At 65.6% G+C, this 20,504-nt stretch carries 19 protein-coding genes and 1 pseudogene; 14 read left to right on the top strand and 6 right to left on the bottom strand.

What is annotated here, in order from left to right; translation table 11 throughout:
* The first annotated feature begins 169 nt into the window (after positions 1-169).
* The 7 genes from SL003B_RS24015 (at position 170) to SL003B_RS18130 (ending at position 6,394) form a co-directional block, all read left to right on the top strand.
* Complete coding sequence (locus SL003B_RS24015) at positions 170-295, top strand: hypothetical protein (RefSeq protein ID WP_277914608.1); 126 nt, start codon at positions 170-172, stop codon at positions 293-295.
* Positions 237-776, top strand: coding sequence for a hypothetical protein (locus tag SL003B_RS18155; protein ID WP_158306645.1), 540 nt, complete (start codon positions 237-239; stop codon positions 774-776). The genes SL003B_RS24015 and SL003B_RS18155 overlap by 59 nt, the downstream gene beginning before the upstream one ends.
* Before the next feature lie 155 nt (positions 777-931).
* Entirely contained in the window at positions 932-1,714 is a 783-nt protein-coding gene (locus tag SL003B_RS18150; RefSeq protein ID WP_013654328.1) for a hypothetical protein, read from the top strand.
* Positions 1,711-2,070 carry an ankyrin repeat domain-containing protein gene (locus tag SL003B_RS18145; RefSeq protein ID WP_013654327.1) on the top strand — a complete coding sequence of 120 codons (360 nt, stop codon included), beginning with the start codon at positions 1,711-1,713 and terminating at the stop codon, positions 2,068-2,070. The genes SL003B_RS18150 and SL003B_RS18145 overlap by 4 nt, the downstream gene beginning before the upstream one ends.
* Positions 2,071-2,148: 78 nt before the next feature.
* Positions 2,149-3,204 carry a Fic family protein gene (locus tag SL003B_RS18140; protein ID WP_013654326.1) on the top strand — a complete coding sequence of 352 codons (1,056 nt, stop codon included), beginning with the start codon at positions 2,149-2,151 and terminating at the stop codon, positions 3,202-3,204.
* Positions 3,201-4,985, top strand: a complete 1,785-nt coding sequence (locus SL003B_RS18135; protein ID WP_013654325.1) for an SIR2 family protein — start codon at positions 3,201-3,203, stop codon at positions 4,983-4,985. The genes SL003B_RS18140 and SL003B_RS18135 overlap by 4 nt, the downstream gene beginning before the upstream one ends.
* Complete coding sequence (locus SL003B_RS18130) at positions 4,982-6,394, top strand: argonaute/piwi family protein (RefSeq protein ID WP_013654324.1); 1,413 nt, start codon at positions 4,982-4,984, stop codon at positions 6,392-6,394. Before SL003B_RS18135 ends, SL003B_RS18130 begins: the two co-directional genes overlap by 4 nt.
* Positions 6,395-6,681: 287 nt before the next feature.
* Here the strand turns inward: SL003B_RS18130 and SL003B_RS22860 are convergent.
* From SL003B_RS22860 to SL003B_RS18120, 3 genes and pseudogenes are all read right to left on the bottom strand, one after another.
* Positions 6,682-6,858 (bottom strand): annotated as a pseudogene (locus SL003B_RS22860) (integrase core domain-containing protein); the annotation flags it as partial.
* An 81-nt stretch (positions 6,859-6,939) separates the two neighbouring features.
* Positions 6,940-7,173 (bottom strand): DUF2798 domain-containing protein, encoded by a 234-nt coding sequence (locus SL003B_RS18125; RefSeq protein WP_013654323.1) that lies wholly within the window; start codon positions 7,171-7,173, stop codon positions 6,940-6,942.
* Positions 7,174-7,213: 40 nt separating this feature from the next.
* Positions 7,214-8,629, bottom strand: a complete 1,416-nt coding sequence (locus tag SL003B_RS18120; RefSeq protein WP_013654322.1) for a pyridoxal phosphate-dependent decarboxylase family protein — start codon at positions 8,627-8,629, stop codon at positions 7,214-7,216.
* 219 nt (positions 8,630-8,848) lie between these two features.
* On the opposite strand from SL003B_RS18120, the gene SL003B_RS18115 reads away from it, so the two are divergent.
* The 4 genes from SL003B_RS18115 to SL003B_RS18100 all read left to right on the top strand — a co-directional run bounded on the left by SL003B_RS18115 (position 8,849) and on the right by SL003B_RS18100 (position 12,273).
* Entirely contained in the window at positions 8,849-9,265 is a 417-nt protein-coding gene (locus SL003B_RS18115) for a globin family protein (protein WP_013654321.1), read from the top strand.
* 53 nt (positions 9,266-9,318) lie between these two features.
* Complete coding sequence (locus tag SL003B_RS18110; protein WP_013654320.1) at positions 9,319-10,395, top strand: anhydro-N-acetylmuramic acid kinase; 1,077 nt, start codon at positions 9,319-9,321, stop codon at positions 10,393-10,395.
* A 53-nt stretch (positions 10,396-10,448) separates the two neighbouring features.
* The gene (locus SL003B_RS18105; RefSeq protein ID WP_041375626.1) at positions 10,449-11,066 is read left to right on the top strand and encodes a GntR family transcriptional regulator; all 618 of its coding nucleotides are present in this window, start codon (positions 10,449-10,451) and stop codon (positions 11,064-11,066) included.
* 124 nt (positions 11,067-11,190) lie between these two features.
* The gene (locus SL003B_RS18100; protein ID WP_013654318.1) at positions 11,191-12,273 is read left to right on the top strand and encodes a TRAP transporter substrate-binding protein; all 1,083 of its coding nucleotides are present in this window, start codon (positions 11,191-11,193) and stop codon (positions 12,271-12,273) included.
* Positions 12,274-12,342: 69 nt separating this feature from the next.
* Here the strand turns inward: SL003B_RS18100 and SL003B_RS18095 are convergent, their stop codons facing one another.
* Together SL003B_RS18095 and SL003B_RS18090 are read right to left on the bottom strand one after the other, a co-directional pair.
* Positions 12,343-13,731, bottom strand: a complete 1,389-nt coding sequence (locus tag SL003B_RS18095; RefSeq protein ID WP_013654317.1) for an L-serine ammonia-lyase — start codon at positions 13,729-13,731, stop codon at positions 12,343-12,345.
* A gap of 139 nt (positions 13,732-13,870) precedes the next feature.
* Positions 13,871-14,581, bottom strand: a complete 711-nt coding sequence (locus SL003B_RS18090; protein WP_013654316.1) for a GntR family transcriptional regulator — start codon at positions 14,579-14,581, stop codon at positions 13,871-13,873.
* 136 nt (positions 14,582-14,717) lie between these two features.
* Between SL003B_RS18090 and kynU the strand changes: the two genes are divergently transcribed.
* A complete protein-coding gene (kynU, locus tag SL003B_RS18085; protein ID WP_013654315.1) occupies positions 14,718-15,950 on the top strand; it encodes a kynureninase in 1,233 nt (410 codons plus the stop codon).
* The gene (gene kynA, locus SL003B_RS18080) at positions 15,950-16,813 is read left to right on the top strand and encodes a tryptophan 2,3-dioxygenase (protein ID WP_013654314.1); all 864 of its coding nucleotides are present in this window, start codon (positions 15,950-15,952) and stop codon (positions 16,811-16,813) included. The genes kynU and kynA overlap by 1 nt, the downstream gene beginning before the upstream one ends.
* Positions 16,814-16,935: 122 nt before the next feature.
* Here kynA and SL003B_RS18075 read toward each other — a convergent pair whose 3' ends face one another.
* Entirely contained in the window at positions 16,936-19,023 is a 2,088-nt protein-coding gene (locus SL003B_RS18075) for a putative bifunctional diguanylate cyclase/phosphodiesterase (protein ID WP_083812122.1), read from the bottom strand.
* Between the two features lie 840 nt (positions 19,024-19,863).
* On the opposite strand from SL003B_RS18075, the gene kynB reads away from it, so the two are divergent.
* Positions 19,864-20,499 (top strand): arylformamidase, encoded by a 636-nt coding sequence (gene kynB, locus SL003B_RS18070; protein ID WP_013654312.1) that lies wholly within the window; start codon positions 19,864-19,866, stop codon positions 20,497-20,499.
* Positions 20,500-20,504 lie beyond the last annotated feature (5 nt).

The following is a 20,504-nucleotide window of genomic DNA, read 5'->3' as shown; positions in this document are numbered from 1 at the left end:
TCCCCAGCAAGCGCAATCAGCGCGGCCGTGGCTCCGCGTTGCACTTGTGCGCCCGCACCACCCGCGCAGATTCCGTTTGCTCCCCTCCCATTCCCCGCTCTCGGCGAGGGCCAGGGGTTCAGGGCGCGGGCCTGAACCCGGCCTTTAACCTCGATCACGGAGAGCAAACATGACCACCATCACCACCCCGGAAACCGTCACCATCCCCCTCAACAAGCTGGTGCCGAGCAAGGCCAATGTCCGGCGCACAGGAGCCAAGGACGGGCTGGCTGCGGGCATCGAGCGAGAACCTTGAGCGCCATGTCGAGGTCATGGAGGACTGCACCGCCCATGCAGCCCTTGCCAAGGAGGCGGAGCGGTGGGGCGACCACCTTCCGGGCGATGCCGCCGACCTGTTCGGCTGGTGCCTTGCGCAGCCGCAGGACGTGTTGCTCGATCTTCTGGCCTTCCTTGCGGCCCAGAGCGTCAACGCCGTCGAGACGAAGCACGATCACACGAAGACCGCCCGTCTCGATCATGCCAGCGATCTCGCCGAGGCCCTGTCCTTCGACATGGCGCAGCACTGGACGCCGAGCGTCGAGGGCTTCTATGGCCGTGTCAGCAAGGCGACCCTTCTGCATATCGTCACCGAGACCCGCGCACCGATGCAGGTGTCGATCAGCGAATTGAAGAAGAAGGACGCCGCCCGGTACGTGGCGAAGGCCATGCAGGGCATTGCATGGCTTCCGGCCCCGTTCCGCATGACCGGAGCCGAACCCGTGCGGGCGGCAGCCTGACCACGGCAGGGGCGGCCCAAGCGGCCGCCCCGAACCGCCCCTGAAAACTCGCCGCCGCCGTCCAAACCGGACGGCGGCGGCTTCGCCTTGCTGCGTTTCGGCATGGGTTCGGCCCGCCATTCGTGCAATATGGCCGGAGGCTTGGGGCTGACTTCATGGCGGAGACGCAGGCAGCGGAGCGAACACAGCAGACCCGGTTCGATCAGGCGGACCGGGATCGTGTTCGGCGTGCCTTGCTGCGCTACATGGAAGATCACCGCATCGGCGTGCCGACCCTGCAAAAGCTGATCGCCGAGGCCAACGACCTGGCTCTCGACAACCTTCCCCTGAAAACCCTGCAACGCTTCCTCGCCGCGTCGCACCGTTCCAACGACATCATCGTCCGGTTCTGCCACCGCTTTGCGGAGGGCTTGCCGGACGATGATCCGCTCGCCGATCTTGGCGAGGCCGTCGCCGCCTTCGTCGGCGGACGCCGCGACGGCGCGGCATTGCAGCCGCCCGCCGATTTGATCGGCGTCTTCGCGGGGCGAACGGAACCTGCGCAGACCGGCTTCGCCGTCTCTCCGCCGGGCTATGACCATTGGGTGCCGTTCTCGACTCTGACCGTCGCGGCTTTGCCTGCGCGGCCCTTCGCGGCCGTTTCCGAGACCGTCACCAACTGGCGGCGGGCGACGGTGGAAGCCACCGCGCCCGCGCGCCGTACTTATGAGGGCGTGCTGTTCCAGCCCGCCGGAGCCTATTGCGCCCTCATGCGCAACGTCCTGACCGGGACGCTGCGGCTCTATTGGCTTGGCCCGGTTCCGGGCGAGCCGTTCCCGGTCGTCGGTCACGGCCATGAGGGCATCGGCCCGCTGGACGATGCACCGACCACGGGGCCGCGCCTGTTCCGCGCGGAGCGCGTGAACTTCGCGCCCGCTGCGGGGGAGGCATCGCCATGAGCGCCGCCACGCCCAAACGTCGCGCGGCACGGCCGCAGGACAGTGCCGAGGCGGAACGCCTCGACCGCGCCTTGCTCAAAGCGGCCTATGACGCCGACTTCGACAGCGCGGTCGCCGCCCTGGAGGCCGGGGCCGATATCGACTTCGCCGATCCCAGCACCGGCCTTGCCGCGCTTCACATCGCGGTCGGCACCAACCAGCTCGCGCTTGTGCGCGCATTGATCGAGGAATGGGGCGCGACCATCGGGCCGGACGGGCGGGGCCGCTGGCCCAGCGTCATCGCGGCCCGGAGCAGGGTGGACGACGAGCTATCGGACTACATCGTCGAAGCCGAGGAGCGAATCTTGTCTGGATAAACGCCCGATCTTGGCTGGGAGAATCGGGTCGGATCGGGTATAATCGGGTATGGAATCGGATATGACGGCTTCCCGATCATGAGGGAGCCAAAGCTCATACTCGGCCCCGATCTCGTCAAGCTCGTCGCCGAAATCGACGAGTTCAAGGGGAGATGGGAGGCCCTCAAGACACTCTCTCCCGACCGCCTCAGCGCACTTCGCAGGGTCGCGACCATCGAGAGCGTGGGCTCCTCTACGCGCATTGAAGGAGCGAAACTGTCGGACATCGAGGTCGAAGACCTGCTTTCGCGAGCGATCTCCGTCCAGTCCTTCAAAACGCGCGATGAGCAGGAGGTGGCAGGGTACGCCGAAGCCATGGACCTCGTTTTCGAGGTCTATACCGATATGCGCCTCACCGAGAACCATATCCGCCAATTGCACCAGACGTTGCTTCGCCATAGCGAAAAGGATTCACGTCACCGCGGTGCCTATAAGACGTTGCCCAACAACGTCGTCGCTCTTGATGCGGAAGGGCGGGAAATCGGAGTGATCTTCGAGACGGCCTCGCCTTTCGACACGCCGCGCGAGATGGAACAGCTTGTCAGTTGGACACGCAAGGCGCTTGACGAAGAATCGCTTCATCCGCTTCTTGTCATTGCGGTATTCGTTGTAACCTTTCTTGCAATTCATCCCTTTCAGGACGGGAACGGGCGGCTTTCGCGCGTCCTTACCACTCTTCTCTTGCTACGATTGGGCTATGCGTATGTTCCATACGCATCGCTGGAGCGCGTAATCGAGGAAAACAAGGACCTGTACTACAAGGCATTGCGGCGAACGCAGACAACGCTCAAAAAAGACGTGCCAGATTGGGAGCCGTGGATCGGCTTCTTCCTTCGTTGCCTCAAGAAGCAGAAGGATGGCCTTGCGGCACGGTTGGAGCGCGAACGCGCGGGCCAGGGGAGCGAATCCGAATTGCCGGAACTGTCTCTACAGGTCATCAAAGCTCTAAAGGCGAAAGAGCGTCTCACGATCGCCCAGCTTGCCGAGATCACCGGCGCAAACCGGAACACGCTGAAGGTGCGGCTTCGCGAGCTCGTCACGACAGGGCGCATCCGGCAACACGGCAGGGCGCGTGCGACATGGTATTCGCTATGAACGCCGAAGCGCCAATCGACCAAGGCCAGCTCACCGGCATTATCTGTGAGCGGCCGCAAAATTTCGGATGGTTTCTTGGTGCGGGAACCTCGCGAACCGCCGGTCTTCCGACCGCGACCGACATCATCTGGGATTTGAAACGCCGCTACTACTGCCAGCAGGAAAACGAAGACATCTCCCGGCAGGACGTGCAGCTTGAAGCAGTGCGATCGCGTATTCAGTCCTACATGACATCGAAAGGTTTTCCAGACGAATGGGCGCCAGAAGAGTATTCGACCTACTTCGAGAAGATATTTGGCGAGGACAGAGAGCGACAGCGCCGCTATCTGGCGGGCATCCTTGCCGAGGACAAGGCCACGCTGTCCATCGGCAATCGCGTGCTCGGGGCGATGCTTTCCTGCGGCCTCAGCCGGATCGCCTACACGACCAACTTTGATACCATCGTCGAGAAGGCTATCGCAGAGGTCAGCGGAGCCTCGCTTTCCGCCTTTCATATTGAGGGGTCCCGTTCGGCCGTCCAGGCCATCAACAACGAGGAGTTTCCGTTCTACTGCAAGCTTCATGGCGACTTCCGGCATGACAGCATCAAAAATCTTGCCTCAGACCTTGCCGCTCAAAATGCGGAGCTTGCACAGTCTTTCAAAGTATCCGCCGCCCGCTTTGGCTTCGTCGTCATGGGCTTCAGCGGGCGAGACGACAGCGTAATGACCATGTTCAAGGAGGCGCTCGACGCTCCAAACGCCTTTCCGCACGGTTTCTATTGGACGGGCATCAAAGGCACAGCGCCGGCTTCTGCGGTCGATGAACTCGTGAACGCAGCGCGCGCCAAAGGTGTCAAGGCGGCATACGTCGCCATAGAGACATTCGACGCCCTGATGCTTCGTATATGGCGGAATCTTCCGGGCAAGCCGCCTGATCTGGACAAGAAGGTTCGCAAATCGCAGGCGGCCAGCGTTTCGATCCCGTTGCCGGGCGCCGGAACCGGCAAGCCGATCATGCGGCTGAATGCGCTGCCGCTCACCAGCCTTCCCGGCGAATGTCAAAGCCTTTCCTTTACGTGTGATAAGGACTGGCGCGCATTGCGGGATGTGCAGCGGAAATCGGAAGGCCGCCTGATCCTGACCAAGGGGGATACGGTCCTTGCCTGGGGAGCTGAGGCCGATCTGCGCGAGCATTTCAAGTCCGATCTCAATGCGCTCGTTCCGCACGATCTTGGCCAGCAGCTCCTTACTCTTGATGAGCATCTGTACCTCAAGGGCTTCCTTGAGGAGGCGCTATGCGCGGCGCTCGTTCGAGGCAAACCGCTATTGACGCGAACCCATGGGCAGAGCGCCTTCATCATCGCGAACGCCCATGCGGAGGATCAGTCGCCTTTCTATGGGCTGGCCCAAACAGTGGGGAAGGTTCACGGCCAGATCGACGGCTTGACCGCGCCCGCCGACGATCACCATCCTGAGCCGGAACGCGTTCGGTGGGCCGAGGCAGCGCGCGTATCCCTCGACCTGCGCGACGGGAAATACTGGCTGATCGTCGATCCCGACATCTGGATTTGGCCCAGCCGAGCACGCCGCATTGCCGACGAATTTCTGTCAAAGCGGCGAGGCGATCGTTTCAACAAGAAGTACAACCAGCTCCTTGATGCCTGGGTCCGCCTCGTTGGCGGAACGGAGGCGAGAAACACGGAAGTCACTGTATCTGCCTTTGGCTCCGGTAACGTCGCCGAGAATCCTACGTTTTCCTTCGGCACACGGACGGGCTTCTCCCAAAGGCTTCGGTCATGAGCGGCCCGCAAAGCGAACTGTCGGGCTATGCGATCCTGCCGGAGCCGGACCTGTTGTTTGCGGGAAATAAGCGGCACAAGCACCCGCTGCTGGGCCTCATCAACCACGGCCCCTTCGGCCTCAAATACGGTACTCCGAGCACCTTGCGGCTTGCGCTTGTTGCACCGAAGCTGGATCAGAAAAAACTGCCGGCCCTTCTCCGGGAATTGAACGGCCGCGCGAAGCCGAAGGAGGCCGTCAACTACTATCCCGACTATCCGGGATTCACGGACGTGTTTCGGATTCCGGTCGCGGCCGTAAGCGACAATCTGACCCTGACATTCCCGGACGCTCTGGAGAACCATGCGCGCAACGGCGAAAAGCACGAGCTTGCCCGCGGACTTTTCCAGTGCCTTGCGCAGCTCGGGCCGTTGCGCAGCAATTTCGATGTTGCCATGGTCTATCTCCCGGAACATTGGGCGACCTGTTTTGAGGGCGAGAATTTCGACTTTCACGACTTTCTGAAGGCGTACTGCGCAGCGTCCAGTATTCCCATTCAGATCATCCGGGAGTCGAGCCTGACACGCACTTGCCGCGCGAACGTCATGTGGGGGCTGAGCGTCGCCCTCTATGCCAAAGCCGGCGGCGTTCCGTGGAAGTTGACCGGCTTGCGCCAGGACGAAGCCTATATCGGCATCAGCTATGCGATGAAGGCGGACAAGGCAGGCAACCAGTACACGACCTGTTGCAGCCAACTTTTCGACCCGGACGGCACCGGCTTCAGGTTTGTCGCCTACGACGCACGAGAGTTCACGCAGGACGGTCGGAAGAATCCCTATCTGTCCTACTACGAGATGCAGTCCGTCCTCTCTCGCAGCCTGGAGATTTATCAAGGAGGGCATTTCGGGCGTTCACCCCGAAAGGTCACGATCCACAAGAACACGCCGTTCAAGGAGGAAGAGCAGCTTGGTGCGCTCGACAGTTTCAAGGACGGTACCGAGATAGAACTGGTTCAGATCGTGAAGGGAACGGATTGGAAGGGCGCGCGATTCGACCTCAAGTCGCCGCCACAGCCCCACAACTATCCGGTTGAGCGCGGAACCTACTTTCCGATTTCGACGAATGAAGCCCTTTTGTGGACGCAGGGCAGCGTCCGGGGTGTACACGTCACCAACCCGAACAACAATGTCTACAAAGAGGGCGCGCTCAAGCCCACGCCGTCGCCTGTCCTAGTCCGGCGATTCAGCGGAGCTGGGGGATGGCACGAGACATGCGCCGGGATCATCGGCCTTACGAAAATGGATTGGAACAACAACACGCTCTACAAGAAGCTCCCCGTGACGCTGGTCTATTCCAAGGCGTTTGCCGACATCATCCAGCAGAACCCCAACATGGTTGACAGCGTGTTCGATTTTCGGAGCTTCATGTAGGGAGGCCAACTCGCCTCCGGCGGAGTGCGCCGACCCAGCTACGCCTTAGATGAAAATTTATATAGCAGAAACAATGACATATGAGTTCCCAGTTTCATCCTCACGGGCGCGCCATTTCTCTTTTAGAGTCGTGAATTTCACTCAAAATCTTGAACGGTAATGTCATATTTTCCGTTCTGCATCCATCACCGCGCGTAGCGCAGGCGCTCCCCAAATGTCAGTTTGAGTACCGTACGGCGGTTGTCGAGACACCCAGAATATTGACCTGCCCCCCGGTCGTCCCTCGATCATAACGAGAGGCCTTGGGGCTGATAGTGGTCGGTTTGGTTTTGGACAAGCGGGCCGGGCGCGGAACCCTCAGAGTGCTCAAGCGCCCGGCCCGCTTCTGCGGGTGTCTTGTTGCCAAGCAAGGAATGCGGCCTGACGGTGTTGTAGTCGTAGCGCCAGATGTCCTGCTTCCGCCGCTCCCGATACCCGGGTTGCGGCAGCGACGATCATATGCCCTCGGGCGAATCGGGGCAAATCCGGCAATGCCGGCGGGGGCCTCAATCCGCGTCCGGCGCGCGCACCAGGAGGGCGACTAGCCGGCGCACGATCGGGGCGACGACCAGCACGCTGGGAAAGGCGATCGCCCAGGCGGCCAGCCACGCCTGCAGCCACAGCGCGACGAAGTCTGGCGCCGGCCCGAGCGCGCGCAGCGTTGCGATCGCCGACACGATCAGCGACATCAGTCCGGACAGCAGGGCGCCGAACAGCAGCGGAGCAAAGCGGGGATGCATGTGGCGCGGGTCCTCTGAGGTGCGGTCGTGCGGGCGGGGCTCAAAGCCCGCGCGCGATCCCGGTGATGATATCGTAGGCCGCCGTCACGTCGTCGCGGGTGGTCTCGAACTGGCCGGCCTGGAAGCGGATGGCATAGCGGCCGTCGACTGTGGTCTGGGTCAGGTAGATCCGGCCGTCGTCGTTGATGGCGGTGAGCAGCCGCTGGGTCAGCGCATCCGCATCCGCATCCGCGCAGCCGGCAGGCTTGTAGCGGAACGAGAACAGCGACAACACCGGTGCGCTGACGATCTCGAAGTCGGGTTCGGCATCGATCCGCTCCGCGAGGTCCCGCGCCCAGGCGACGTGGTTGCGGATCATCGTCCTGAGGCCGTCCAGGCCATGGGCGCGGATCAGGAACCACAGCTTCAGCGCGCGGAAGCGGCGCCCGAGCGGCACCGACCATTCCGAATAGTTGACGACGCCGTCCTTGCCGTGGGTCCTGAGATAGTCGGGCCTGATCGCCAGGGTGCGTACCAGCGCCTCCGGGTCGCGGACGAAATGCGCCGAACAGTCGAACTGCGCGCCGAGCCACTTGTGCGGATTGAACACCAGGCTGTCGGCCGCCTCGACGCCGGCCCACAGGGTGCGGAATTCGGGGCAGATCATCGCCGAGCCTGCCCAGGCGGCGTCGACATGCAGGAACAGTCCGTGCCGGGCGGCGACGGCAGCGACCGCCGCGATGTCGTCCGTGCCGCCGATGCTGGTGCCACCGATGCAGGCGACGATGCCGGCCGGCAGGAAGCCGGCGGTTCGGTCGGCGGTGATCGCCGCCTCCAGCGCCTGCGCCTGCATGCCGCGCAGCGGGCCGTGGGTCGGGATGCGCACCAGGTTGTCCGCACCGATGCCGGCGATCCAGATCGCCCGTTCCACCGAGCTGTGCGCCTCGGGCGAGGCATAGACGCGCACCGCCGGCACGCCGGCGAGCCCCTGTCGGTTGCCCGCCCAGCCGAGCGCCCTCTCGCGCATCGTCAGCACGGCGGCCAGCGTCGCCGAAGAGGCGGAATCCTGGATGACACCGTGAAAGCCGTCCGGCAGGCCGAGCGCCTGGCGCAGCCAGTCGAGCACGCGCGTTTCCAGTTCCGTCGCCGCTGGCGATGTCTGCCAGAGCATGCATTGTGCCGCCATGGCGCTGACCAGGATTTCCGCCACCACCGAAACGGGCGCCGCATTGGCTGGGAAATAGGCGAAGAAGCGCGGGTGCTGCCAGTGCGTCATGCCCGGCACGATGTCGCGCTCGAAATCGGCGAAGATCGCCTCCATCGGCTCGGGCGCCTCCGGCGGCGCTGCGGGGATCCTTGCGGCGATCTCGCCCGGCGCGGTCCGCGCCCGCACGGGCCGGGTGCGGATCGTGTCCCGGTAGTCGGCCGCCCAGTCCGCCGCCCTGCCGGTCCAGAACCTGTAGTCCGCGCTGTCCACTGTTGTTCTCCCTGCCCGTCCCGGGCGCGCTCCGTCCATCTTGGCCAAAGGCCTAGCGGCTGCGTCGATACCTGGCAAGGGCGGGTCGTGCGGCCTGCGGGTGGAGCTATGGCGAAATGCGGCGATTTTGGTAAAGTCTCAACCAATGACCTCCAGACTTCGGGATTCGCGGGTGGTGAGCGGGAGGGCGTCGGGAGACGCCGCCGAAGGGGACGATCCTTGACGCCGGAACAGATCAGGCTGGTGCAGCAGAACTTTGAGGCGCTGAAGCCGGCAGCGGACGAGGCCATGGCGACCTTCTACCGGCGCCTGTTCGTGCTGGCGCCGGACGTCAGGCCCCTGTTTCGCGCCGACATCCGCTCGCAGGAGCGCAAGCTGGCCGAGGCGCTGACGGCGGTGGTCGACATGCTGTCGAGCCTGCAACTGATCCTTCCGGACATCGAGGCGCTGGCCAAACGCCACGTCGCCTACGGTGTGCGCGAACGGCACTACCGGGCCGCCGGCGAGGCGCTGCTGTTCACGCTCGAGGTCCACCTCGGCGAGGACTTCACGCCGCAGGTGCGCAAGGCGTGGCAATCCGCCTATGCTGTGCTGTCGGACATCATGATCGCCGGCGCGGAATACCGGGCCGCCTGACCCGGCGGTTCGGTCAGGTACTGACGCTCGAACGGATGAAGAGGGACGGGCCCATGCAGCCTCTCACGGTTGTCGGCACCATCAGCGGCACATCGGCGGACGGCATCGATCTGGCCGTGATCGACACCGACGGCATCGCCGTCGCGCGCCAGGGCCCGGCGATGACCGTGCCCTATCGGGCTGCCACGCGCCAGGCGGTGCTGGAGGCGATCGCCGCCGGTCCGTCCGACCGCAGCCGTTGGGACGAGATCGGTCGCGCCGTCGGCGACGACCATGCCGAGGCGCTGGGCGCCTTCGTCGCCGCCCACGGCCTGCGGCCCGACCTTGTTGTCTTCCACGGCCAGACGGTGTGGCACGATCCGGATGGCGGTGAGACCGTCCAGCTCGGCGATCCGCAGCACGTCGCCGATGCGATCGACCTGCCGGTGATCGGCGATCTGCGCAAGGCCGACATGGCCGCGGGCGGCCAGGGTGCGCCGCTGGTGCCGGTCTATCACCGGGCGCTCGCCGCTGGCCTCGATGCCCCGTTGTGCTTCCTCAACATCGGTGGCGTGGCCAACCTGACCTATATCGACGGCGACGCGATCCTCGCCTTCGACGTCGGCCCTGGCAACGCCCTGCTCGACGACTGGATCCGCCGGCACGGTCTCGACGACTGCGACCGCGACGGCCGCTGGTCGGCCGCCGGGGTCGCTGAACTCGCCCATGTCGAGATCGCGCTGACGCATCCCTTCTTCGCCCGGCCGGCGCCGAAATCGCTCGACCGCAACGCCTTCTCGCTGAAGCTCGTCGACGGCATGAGTCCGGAGGATGGCGCGGCGACGCTGGCCGCCCTTACCGCGGAGGCGGTCGCCCGCGCGGTCGCCCTGCTGCCTGCCGATCCGCTGCTGTGGGTTGTCTGCGGCGGCGGCCGGCGCAACCCGACCGTCATGCGCGAACTGTCCGAGCGCCTCACCGGCCGCGTCGCACCGGCCGACGACTACGACCTCGACGGCGACGCGCTGGAGGCGCAGGCCATGGCCTTCCTCGGCGCCCGCTTCATGGCCGGTCTGCCGACCAGCTATCCGCAGACCACCGGCGCGCGCGAGCCCGTCATCGGCGGTCGCCTGTTCAGGCCGTCTCGCCGATGATGTTCGGACGCGAAAGGATTCCAAACGACGCGCGGACAGGCTATGGAACCGTCATGAACGGAGCCGAAATCTACAAGCGCCTGGTCGAGGCGATCGAGGACCGGACCCTGAAGCCGGGCGACCGCCTGCGCGAGGCGGAACTGGCCGAGTCCTACGGTGTCAGCCGCACGCCGATCCGCGAGGGCCTGAAGCGTCTGGAAGCGCAGGGCCTCGCCGTGCACGAGCCCAACCGCGGCATGGTCATCCCGACCCTCGACCACGGCCAGATCAGCGAGGTCTACTACATGCGCGAGGTGCTGGAAGGCACCGCCGCCCGCCTCGCCGCCCAGCACGCCTCCAACGCCGAGATCGAGATCCTGCAGGATCTGGTCGAGGCCGACCGCAAGCGCGTCGCCGACGAGGACAGCCTGGTGCGCTCCAACCGCGAGTTCCATCGCCGCCTCTGTCTGGCCTCGCACAACCGCTACCTGGTCGACCAGATCGACCACCTGCGCCTGTCGATGATTCTCATGGCCGGCACCACACTCGACACGCCCGAGCGGCGCGAGACGGCGGTCGAGGAGCATGCCGCCATCGTCGCGGCGATCGCCTCGCGCGATCTCGATGCCGCCGAGGCGGCGGCGCGTCGCCACATCGAGCACGCCCAGAAGACCCGTCTCAAGCAGAACTGACCGGCGGATCCGAGCGGCAGTGCGAACCGGCGGCGGCCTCCGCTTCACGTCGCACTGGTCAAGACGCGGCTTCGGTGCTTACCTTGCGCCGACGCATGCCCACACCACACGGGAGGATACCTGCATGAAACGTCGTGACTTCCTCAAGACCGGCGCCCTCGCGGCGGCGGCCGCGCCCGCGCTGGCGGCGCCGGCGCTTGCCCAGGCAACCCTGAATCTCAAGCTCGTCGGCGGCTTTCCGCGCGGCTTTCCGGGTGTCGGCACCGGCGCCGAAAAGCTCGGCAAGCGGCTGGAGGAGATGTCCGACGGCAAGGTCAAGATCACCTATTACGGCGGCGGCGAGCTGGTTCCGCCCTTCGAGGTGTTCTCGGCGGTCTCGTCCGGTACGGCGGACATCGGCCACACCGCGCCCTATTTCCACGTCGGCAAAGTCCGCTCGACGATGTATTTCACCACCGTGCCCTACGGCCTCGACCAGACGGAACTGTCCGGCTGGATCGCCTACGGTGGCGGCCAGGAGCTGTGGGACGAGGCTTATGCGCCCTTCGGCGTGAAGCCTTTCTACGCCGGCGGCTCCGGCGCCCAGGCCGGCGGCTGGTTCAAGAAGCCGATCGAGAAGCTGGACGACCTCGCCGGCCTGAAGATGCGCATCGCCGGCCTCGGTGGCGACGTCATGCGCAAGCTCGGCGTGGCGACCGTCCTTACCCCGCCGCCGGAGATCTTCCCGGCGCTGCAGTCGGGCGTCGTCGACGCCGCCGAATTCGTCGGCCCGTGGAACGACGTTGCTCTCGGCCTCTACAAGATCGCGCCCTACTACTACCTGCCGGCCTTCCACGAGCCCGGCCCGGCGCTCGAGATGATGGTCAACCGCAACGTCTACGAAAACCTGTCGCCGGCCATGCAGGCGATCTTCGCCAACGCCGCCAAGGCCCAGGCCGAGGATACCGTGGCCGAGTTCCGCTACAACAACACCAAGGTTCTGGCCGACCTCGTCTCCAAGGGCGCCAAGGTATCGGCCTTCCCGGACGACGTCGTCGCCGCCCTCGGCAAGGCCGCGCGCGAGGTGCTGGACGAGTTCCCCAAGGGCGACGCCATGTCGGAGAAGATCCACGGCGCCTACATCGACTACATCAAGGAATGCACCGCCTATACCAAGGCGATGGAAGGCCGGATGTTCGCCGAGCGCGCCGCCGTCTGGGGCATCTGACGCATCATCCGGTGCGGGCGGTTCCTGCCGCTCGCACCGGTCGCCCTCACTGGCCGCTCACTGGCCGCCTCAGCATTCGACGACGTTGACAGCCAGACCGCCGGTCGAGGTCTCCTTGTATTTCTCCGCCATGTCGAGGCCAGTCTGGCGCATGGTCTCGATACAGTCGTCGAGCGGCACGAAATGTGTGCCGTCGCCGCGCAGGGCGAGCGAGGCGGCCGTCACCGCCTTGACCGCGCCGAGCGCGTTGCGTTCGATGCACGGAACCTGGACCAGGCCGCCGATGGGGTCGCAGGTCATGCCGAGGTGATGCTCCAGCGCGATCTCGGCCGCGTTCTCCACTTGCTCGTTGCTGCCGCCGAGGGCGGCGCACAGGCCGGCGGCCGCCATCGCCGAGGCCGAGCCGACCTCGCCCTGGCAGCCGACCTCGGCACCGGAGATCGAGGCGTTGGCCTTGATGATGCCGCCGATCGCCGCTGCGGTCAGCAGGAAACGGCGCACGCCGGCCGCATCCCCGTGCGGGCAATGGTGCAGGTAGTAGCGGATCACCGCCGGGATCACGCCGGCCGCGCCGTTGGTGGGCGCCGTCACCACCCGGCCGCCGGCGGCGTTCTCCTCGTTGACGGCCATGGCATAGACGCCGAGCCAGTCCATCACCGCATGCGCCATCGGCAGGTTGGTGTCGGCTTCCGCCCGCAGCTTGTCATGGATCGCCTTGGCGCGACGTTTCACCTTCAGCCGGCCGGGCAGCACGCCCTCCTGCGCCAGGCCGCGCTCGATGCAGCCGTCCATCGCCACCCACAGCCGGTCGAGCTCGGCGTCGACCTCCTCGGGTGCGCGCGTCGCGCATTCGTTGCGCCGTTTCATCTCGGCGACGGACAGTCCCGACGCTCGGCCCATGGCCAGCATCTCGGCAGCGCTGGCGAAGGGGAAGGGCACGTCCTGTCCGGCCAGCCGGTCGACGGCCTCGCTGGCGCGGCCGAGGTCCTCCGGCGTGGCGACGAAGCCGCCGCCGATCGAGTAGTAGGTCTGTTCGGCGCGCACGCCTCCGCCGGCATCCATGAGCCGGAACACCATGCCGTTGGAATGCAGCGGTAGCGCCGGGCCGAAGTCGAACACGAGGTCCGTCTGCGGATCGAAGGCGAGCGGCGGCAATCCGGGCGGCTCGATGAGCTTGGCGGCTTCGAGTTGCGCCAGCATCGGCTCGACCGCTTCCGGGTCGAGCGTGTCGGGTCGCGCGCCCATCAGCCCGAGGCAGATCGCGCGGTCCGTGGCGTGGCCCTTGCCTGTGAAGGCCAGCGAGCCGTGGAGGCGCACGCTCATTCGGTCTCCGCCGGCTGCCGTGCCGTCGGCCGCGATCACGTCCAGGAACCGTGCCGCGGCGACCATGGGACCGACCGTATGCGAGCTGGACGGACCGAGACCTATCTTGAACACGTCGAAGACGCTGATGAACATGGGGGCACCGGGCCGGTGGATCGAAGTTGCCGGATCATGGCGGCAGTTCCGGCCGTCGTCACGCGGCACTGCAGCACCCGGCGTTTTCGCGACAGGATCGCGTCGCAAAACCGCGTCGCGAACGGCCGGTAGGCAACGCTCAGCCGCCCGCTTGCGGCCACAGCGCCTCGTAGACGGCCAGCGAAAAGCCGATGTGCTCGATCAGCAGGGCTTCGGCGCGTGCCGTGTCCCGGGCCAACGTGGCCTCCATCAGCGCGCTGTGATGGGCAAGGCCGAGATGGTCGGCGAAGATCTGCCGCAGGGCGTCGTTGCCGGGGGCGGCAAGGCGCGCGGCGACCTCCGGCGCGCGCAGCATGAAGCGGTGGTGGCGGCGCAGCTGCTCCGCCACCTGGGCGGCGAAGGCGGCAAGCCAAGGCGCTTCGGCGCCGGCCAGCAGCGCGGCGTGGAAGGCGTCGTGGCGGGCCTCCCAGACGCCGACCTCGGCTACCGTCGCGTTCGCAAACGGCGCCGGCGCCTTGGCCAGCAGGTGATGGGCGGCGACGATCTGCGCCTCCCAGTCCTCGCCGCCGCGGTCTATGGCACGCGACAGCAGCCGGATCTCGATCGCCCTGCGCGCCTCCTGCAGGTCGCGCAGGCTGGCGGCGGAAACGCCGGCGACCCGGTAGCCCTTGTTGGGTTGGAACTCGACCAGCCGCTCCGCCTCCAGCCGCGACAGCGCTTCGCGAAGCGGCGTCCAGCCGAAGCCGAAGCGCGCCTTCAGGCTCGACACGGCGAGCGGCGCCTCCGGCGGCAGGCGGCAGTCCAGGATCGCGGCCCGCACGGTCGCATGGGCGTCTTCGGTCTTCGACATTCCACTCTCCGCAGCCGGATGGTTCCGGATAGAAATATAGGATCGATCATGTTATATATAATCATTGCGACTGCTCCTGTCTGCTGTTAGCGTTCGTGAAAGTGCCGGAAAGACACCCGACAGGCAGGACCATTCCATGCAAGACCGATCCGATGCCGTCCATCCGCTCGATGCGGCAGATCCGCTCAGCCGCAAGCGCGCCGCCTTCGAGCTGCCTGCCGGCGTGATCTATCTCGATGGGAATTCCCTCGGTCCCCTGCCGGCCCATGTCCCGGAGCGGCTCGCCGGGGTGGTGCGCGCGCAATGGGGCCAGAGCCTGATCCGCGCCTGGAACGACCACGACTGGATCGACCTGCCGCGCCGCGTCGGCGATCGTATCGCCCGCCTGGTCGGCGCCGCGTCCGGCACGGTCGTCGCCGGCGATTCCACCTCCGTCAACCTGTTCAAGGTGCTCGCCGCCGCGCTTGCCCTGCGCCCCGGCCGCACGGTGATCCTGTCCGACACCGGCAATTTCCCGACCGACCTCTACATGGCTCAGGGATTGAGGGACCTGCTCGCCCGCGGCCACGAGCTTCGTGTCGTCGCGCCGGAGGAGGTCGCCGGTGCCCTCGGTCCCGACGTTGCGGTGCTGATGCTGACCGAGGTCGACTACCGTACCGGCCGCCGCCACGACATGGCTGCGCTGACCCGCGCCGCGCATGTTGCCGGTGCCCTTGCGGTCTGGGATCTTGCCCACTCCGCCGGCGCCCTCCCGGTCGATCTCGCCGGTGCCGGCGCCGACTTCGCCGTCGGCTGCGGCTACAAGTATCTGAACGGCGGCCCCGGCGCGCCGGCCTTCCTCTATGTCGCGCCGCGCCACCAGGCCGAGGCCGTCCAGCCGCTTGCCGGCTGGATGGGCCACGAGGCGCCCTTCGCCTTCGATCTCGACTACCGCCCGGCCGCCGGCGCTGACCGCATGCGCGTCGGCACGCCGCCGATCCTGTCACTGGCCGCGCTCGACGCCGCGCTCGACGTCTTCGACGATGTCGATATGGCCGCCCTGCGTGCCAGGTCGATCTCCCTCTGCGAGCTGTTCCGCACCGAGGTCGAAGCGCGCTGTCCCGGGCTCGTCCTCGCCAGCCCGCGCGATCCGCAGGCGCGCGGCAGCCAGGTGTCGTTCCGCTTCGCCGACGGCTACGCGCTCATGCAGGCCCTGATCGAGCGCGGCGTCATCGGCGACTTCCGCGCTCCCGACATCGTCCGCTTCGGCTTCGCGCCGTTGTATGTCTCCCATGCGGACGTTCTCGCCGCTGTCGACATCCTCGCCGACATCCTCGACACCCGCGCGTGGGATGCCCCGCGCTTCAAGATCCGCGCCAAGGTGACCTGATGACCGGCCCCGACACCACGCCCTTCGACACCACCCCCTTCGATCCGGCCGGGGACGGCGCCCAGATGCGCTTCGATGGCCGCATGTCCTATGGCGACTATCTGTCTCTCGACGCGATCCTGTCGGCGCAGAAGCCGCTGTCCGACGCTCACGACGAACTGCTGTTCATCGTCCAGCACCAGACTTCGGAGCTGTGGATGAAGCTCGCCCTCCACGAGCTTGCCGCCGCCAAGGCGAACATCGCCGACGGCTGCCTGCAGCCGGCGTTCAAGCTGCTGACCCGTACCGCGCGCATCTTCGAGCAGCTCAACTCCGCCTGGGACGTGCTGCGTACCATGACGCCGAGCGACTACACCGCTTTCCGCACCGCGCTCGGCCAGTCCTCGGGTTTCCAGTCCTACCAGTACCGCGCCATCGAGTTCATGGTCGGCAACAAGAACCCGGCCATGCTGCGCCCGCACGAGCACGTGCCGGAGGTCCATGCCTGGCTGGAGCGGATCCGCCGCGACACCAGCCTCTACGACGAGGCCGTCCGCCTGCTCGCGCGCACCGGCTTCGAGATCTCCGATGCCGTCCGCAGCCGCGACGTGTCGCAGCCCTATGTGGCTGACGACAGCGTCCGCGCGGCATGGACGGCGGTCTACCGCGACCCGCAGCGCTACTGGCCGTTCTACGAACTGGCCGAGAAGCTGGTCGATTTCGAGGACTATTTCCGCCGCTGGCGCTTCAATCACGTCACCACGGTGGAGCGCGTCATCGGCTTCAAGCGCGGCACCGGCGGCACCAGCGGCGTCACCTATCTGCGCCGTATGCTCGATGTCGTGCTGTTCCCGGAACTGTGGGATCTGCGCGCCGATCTTTAAAGCATATTCCGGCCGGATCGAATCGATCCGGCCGGTAAGAATATGCTCCAGTGACCAAGCTGGAGCGAATTCTTGTCGATCAAGCGGCTCCGCTTGATCGGAAAGGGTTCTGGCGGCCGCCGTCAGGTCGAGCGCAGCACGCGCCCGGGCTGTTTCGGCGTCACCATCTTCAGGTGCGGCTCGAGCCGCTGCTGGGTCCGGTACAGCTCGACGAACTCGGCCAGCGGCAGCGGTCGGCTGAAATAGTAGCCCTGGTATTCGTCGCAGCCGTTCTCCACCAGCCAGTCGAGCTGCTCGCGTGTCTCCACGCCCTCGGCCACGACACGCACGTTGAGCACGTTGCCGAGTGACAGGATCAGGCGCGTGATCGGTTCGCTCGTCCGGATGTTCTTGATGAAGGTCTGGTCGATCTTCAGCACCCCGATCGGGTATTTCTGCAGATAGGCGAGGTTGGAATAGCCGGTGCCGAAATCGTCGATGATGATCTCGAAGCCCTTGGCCTTCATCCGGCGCAGGGCGGTGCGGATCGCCTCGCTGTCGCCGAGCAGCACCGACTCGGTGATCTCGAAGCCGAGCCGCTTGGCAGCGCAGCCGGTTTCCTCCGGCAGGCGCAGGATCTTCTCGATCAACTCCGGATCGGAGAACTGGCGCGGCGACAGGTTGATCGACAGCGAGATGTCGATCCCCGCCTCGCCGAGCTCGCGCTGCTGGCGCGCGACGGTCCGGTAGACCCACTCGCCGACGTCGATGATCAGGCCCATCTCTTCGCAGGCCTGGATGAACAGACTCGGCCCGAGCAGGCCGCGCTCCGGATGCTGCCAGCGCAGCAGCGCTTCCGCCGACAGGATGCGCCCGGTCTGCACGCACAGGCGCGGCTGGTAGAACATCACGAACTCGCCCCTGTCGAGCGCGCGCAGCAGGTCCTTCTCCAGCGCGATCTTCTCTTCCATGCGCTCGCGCAGGTCCATCGAGAACTGGGTGCAGCGGTTGGCCCGGTCGGTCTTGGCCTCGTAGAGCGCGAGATCGCAATGGCGCATCAGGGTGTCCATGTCGCGGCCGTCGTCGGGGCAGATGCTGAGCCCGACGGCCAGGGTCACCTGCAGGACGTGGCCGCTGATGTCGATCGGCTCGAGGAACAGGTCGAGCAGTTGGCGGCCGAAGTCCTGCGCGTTGAGCGTGCCCGACCGGTCGGGAATGCAGACCAGGAATTCGTCGCCGCCGAGCCGGGCGACGATGCCGCGCTCGCCGACGAAGCCGGACAGCCGTCCGGCAACGGCGCGCAGCAGCAGGTCGCCGGTGGTGTGGCCGAGCGTATCGTTGACCGCCTTGAAGCCGTCGAGGTCGATGAAATAGAGGTAGAGCGGCTGGTCCTGATCGACCGATTCGACGATCAGCGGCGGCAGGTGCGTCTGCAGGTAGCTGCGGTTCGGCAGGCCGGTCAGGAAGTCGTTGTCGGCGAGATACTGCGCCCGCTCTTCCGTCTCCTTCAGTTCGGTGACGTCGATCTCGCTGACCAGATAGGCCGGTACGCCGGTGACCGCGTCCTTGCAGGTGCGCGCGGTGATCTCGTGCCAGCGGATGCCGCGGTTCGTTCGCGTCCGGGCGATGATGCGGCAGTCCTTGCCGTCCTTGAGCGCGGTCGCCAGCGCGGCGGCCTCGCCGCAATCGACCAGCCGGTTCTGCAGCGTGGTGTCGGGATCGATCTGCGAAGCGCGCGAAGCCGGGTTGCGGTACAGCGGCTCGCCGTCGCTGGCGAACATGGAGATCATCACCGGCGTGTGCAACAGCGCCTCCGCGCTGCGCAGGGTGTCCGGCTGGCTCTCGTGATTGATCTTGCCCTCGCACAGCATCGCCATGCGGCCGTCCTTGAGGTGCAGGCCGCGATAGACGACCTTGACGGTCTTCGGCACGTCGTTCGGATAGATCGTCCAGACCTCGGAAAAGGCGACGTCGCGCCGTTTGAAATCGTTCTTGTACTGGTTCAGCTGCTCCGCGACGCTGCGCGACATGTCCAGCCCGAGGTCGCGGGCGCGCAGCGCCTCCATGGACTCCGCGTCCCAGATGTCGAGCGCGGCGCGGTTGGCCCACAGCACCCGCTTGCGATCGAAGTCGTAAACCCACAGCGCCGTGGCGATGCGGTCCGCCTGGTGCAGCAGGAGGTCCCGGTCGAGCACTTGATGAATTTCGGGGCAGTCGCCTTTGCTGACCATGTCCGTTCCGGTTTCGCTTCGCTGCTGCACTGGTTGCTGCAGCCGATGCCCGCCGCCCTCGTGTCCTTTCCTGCATCGTCCGCGGCGCAATCTCGAATTGCAGCCTGACTGTTCCAATATCGCATGAATATATGGGCTATCGATTAACGGGGATGGTTAACAGGAGATTAAATCTTAAGAATTCAATGAGATATGAAATATGTTCCGTTGGTGGTGCTGGCTTGGTTGGAAGTCTTCGTAAGGATCGAAGTCTTTTCGATCGGCAGCTGATAGAATTGCCGAGGGTTGAAATCCAGCGGGAGACGGAAGGCGACGCGATTGCCGAGAGGAGCTACCCAGACGCGCGCAATTCTCGGTTGTATAGATTGTATGCGTCGTTTCATTCTGTGGATTTGCTTCCCCCTAATCACTAAAGTGTATTGTTAGTATATTTTTCATATATTTGAATATTTATAAATTATATATGGTATAATATAAAGTAAAAATACAAGTTGTGATCGATTTGTATTCAAGACGACTGTCCGTGCGTCGGTGTATCCGTGTCGCAAGGGGTCGCAAAGGCGTGCGCTGCACACATTGAAAGCGTCTGGTGCGCGCTGGAGAAGCCTGAGCCGCGCAACCGCGAGCGCCTCCGGAGCCGGCGGTTGCACAGGTGCCGGGGGCGCGGGATGCGCGCCGTATCGGCTGCGCATTGCGGCTGCGGTCGTCCCTCGGATAAGGTTTCCACCGTGGCGCCATGCCAGCGCAGGTCGGATCTCGGGCATGTGCCGGGACAGCGGGCCGGGACAGCGGGCTGGGACAGAGTGTCGCGCTGCATGACCGGGAACGGGAGCATTGCCTTTGGGCCGCATCATCGACATCACGCCGGCCGTCCGTCTCGGCATGGCCGTCTTCCCGGGCGACGCCGCCTATCGGGTGACCCAGACTTTTGCGATCGGGCCGCAATGCCCGGTCAATGTCGCCGAGTTCGCCATGTCGTGCCACTGTGGCGCCCATGCCGACGCGCCGCTCCACTACGATCCGGACGGTGCGCCGATCGATCGGCTCGACCTTGACGACTTCATCGGTCCCGCCCGGCTGGTCGACGCGCGCGGCGACGGCCCCCTGGTCCGCCCGCAGGACATCGAGCCGGCGCTCGACGGCGTCCCGGCACGGGTGCTGCTGCGTCTCGCCGAGCGCCTCGACCCGCTGGCGTGGCCGGCCGGCTTCCGCGCCCTGGCGCCCGAGACCATGGACCTGCTGGCGGCGCGCGGTGTCCGCCTTGTCGGCGTCGATGTGCCTTCCGTCGACCCGGATACCTCGAAGGATCTGCCGGCGCATGGGGCTGCTCGGCGTCACGACCTCCGGATTCTGGAAAATCTGGCCCTTCAGGACGTGGAATTCGGCGATTATGAGTTGATTGCGCTGCCCATCAAGCTAGAAGGGCTCGATGCGGCACCGGTCCGAGCCGTGTTGCGTCCGCTGCGCGCGGACTGACGCAC

The organism is Polymorphum gilvum SL003B-26A1, assembly GCF_000192745.1.
GTDB lineage: Bacteria > Pseudomonadota > Alphaproteobacteria > Rhizobiales > Stappiaceae > Polymorphum > Polymorphum gilvum.
Note: the sequence above shows the minus strand (reverse complement) of the source record. Positions and strands in the feature narration are given on the sequence as shown.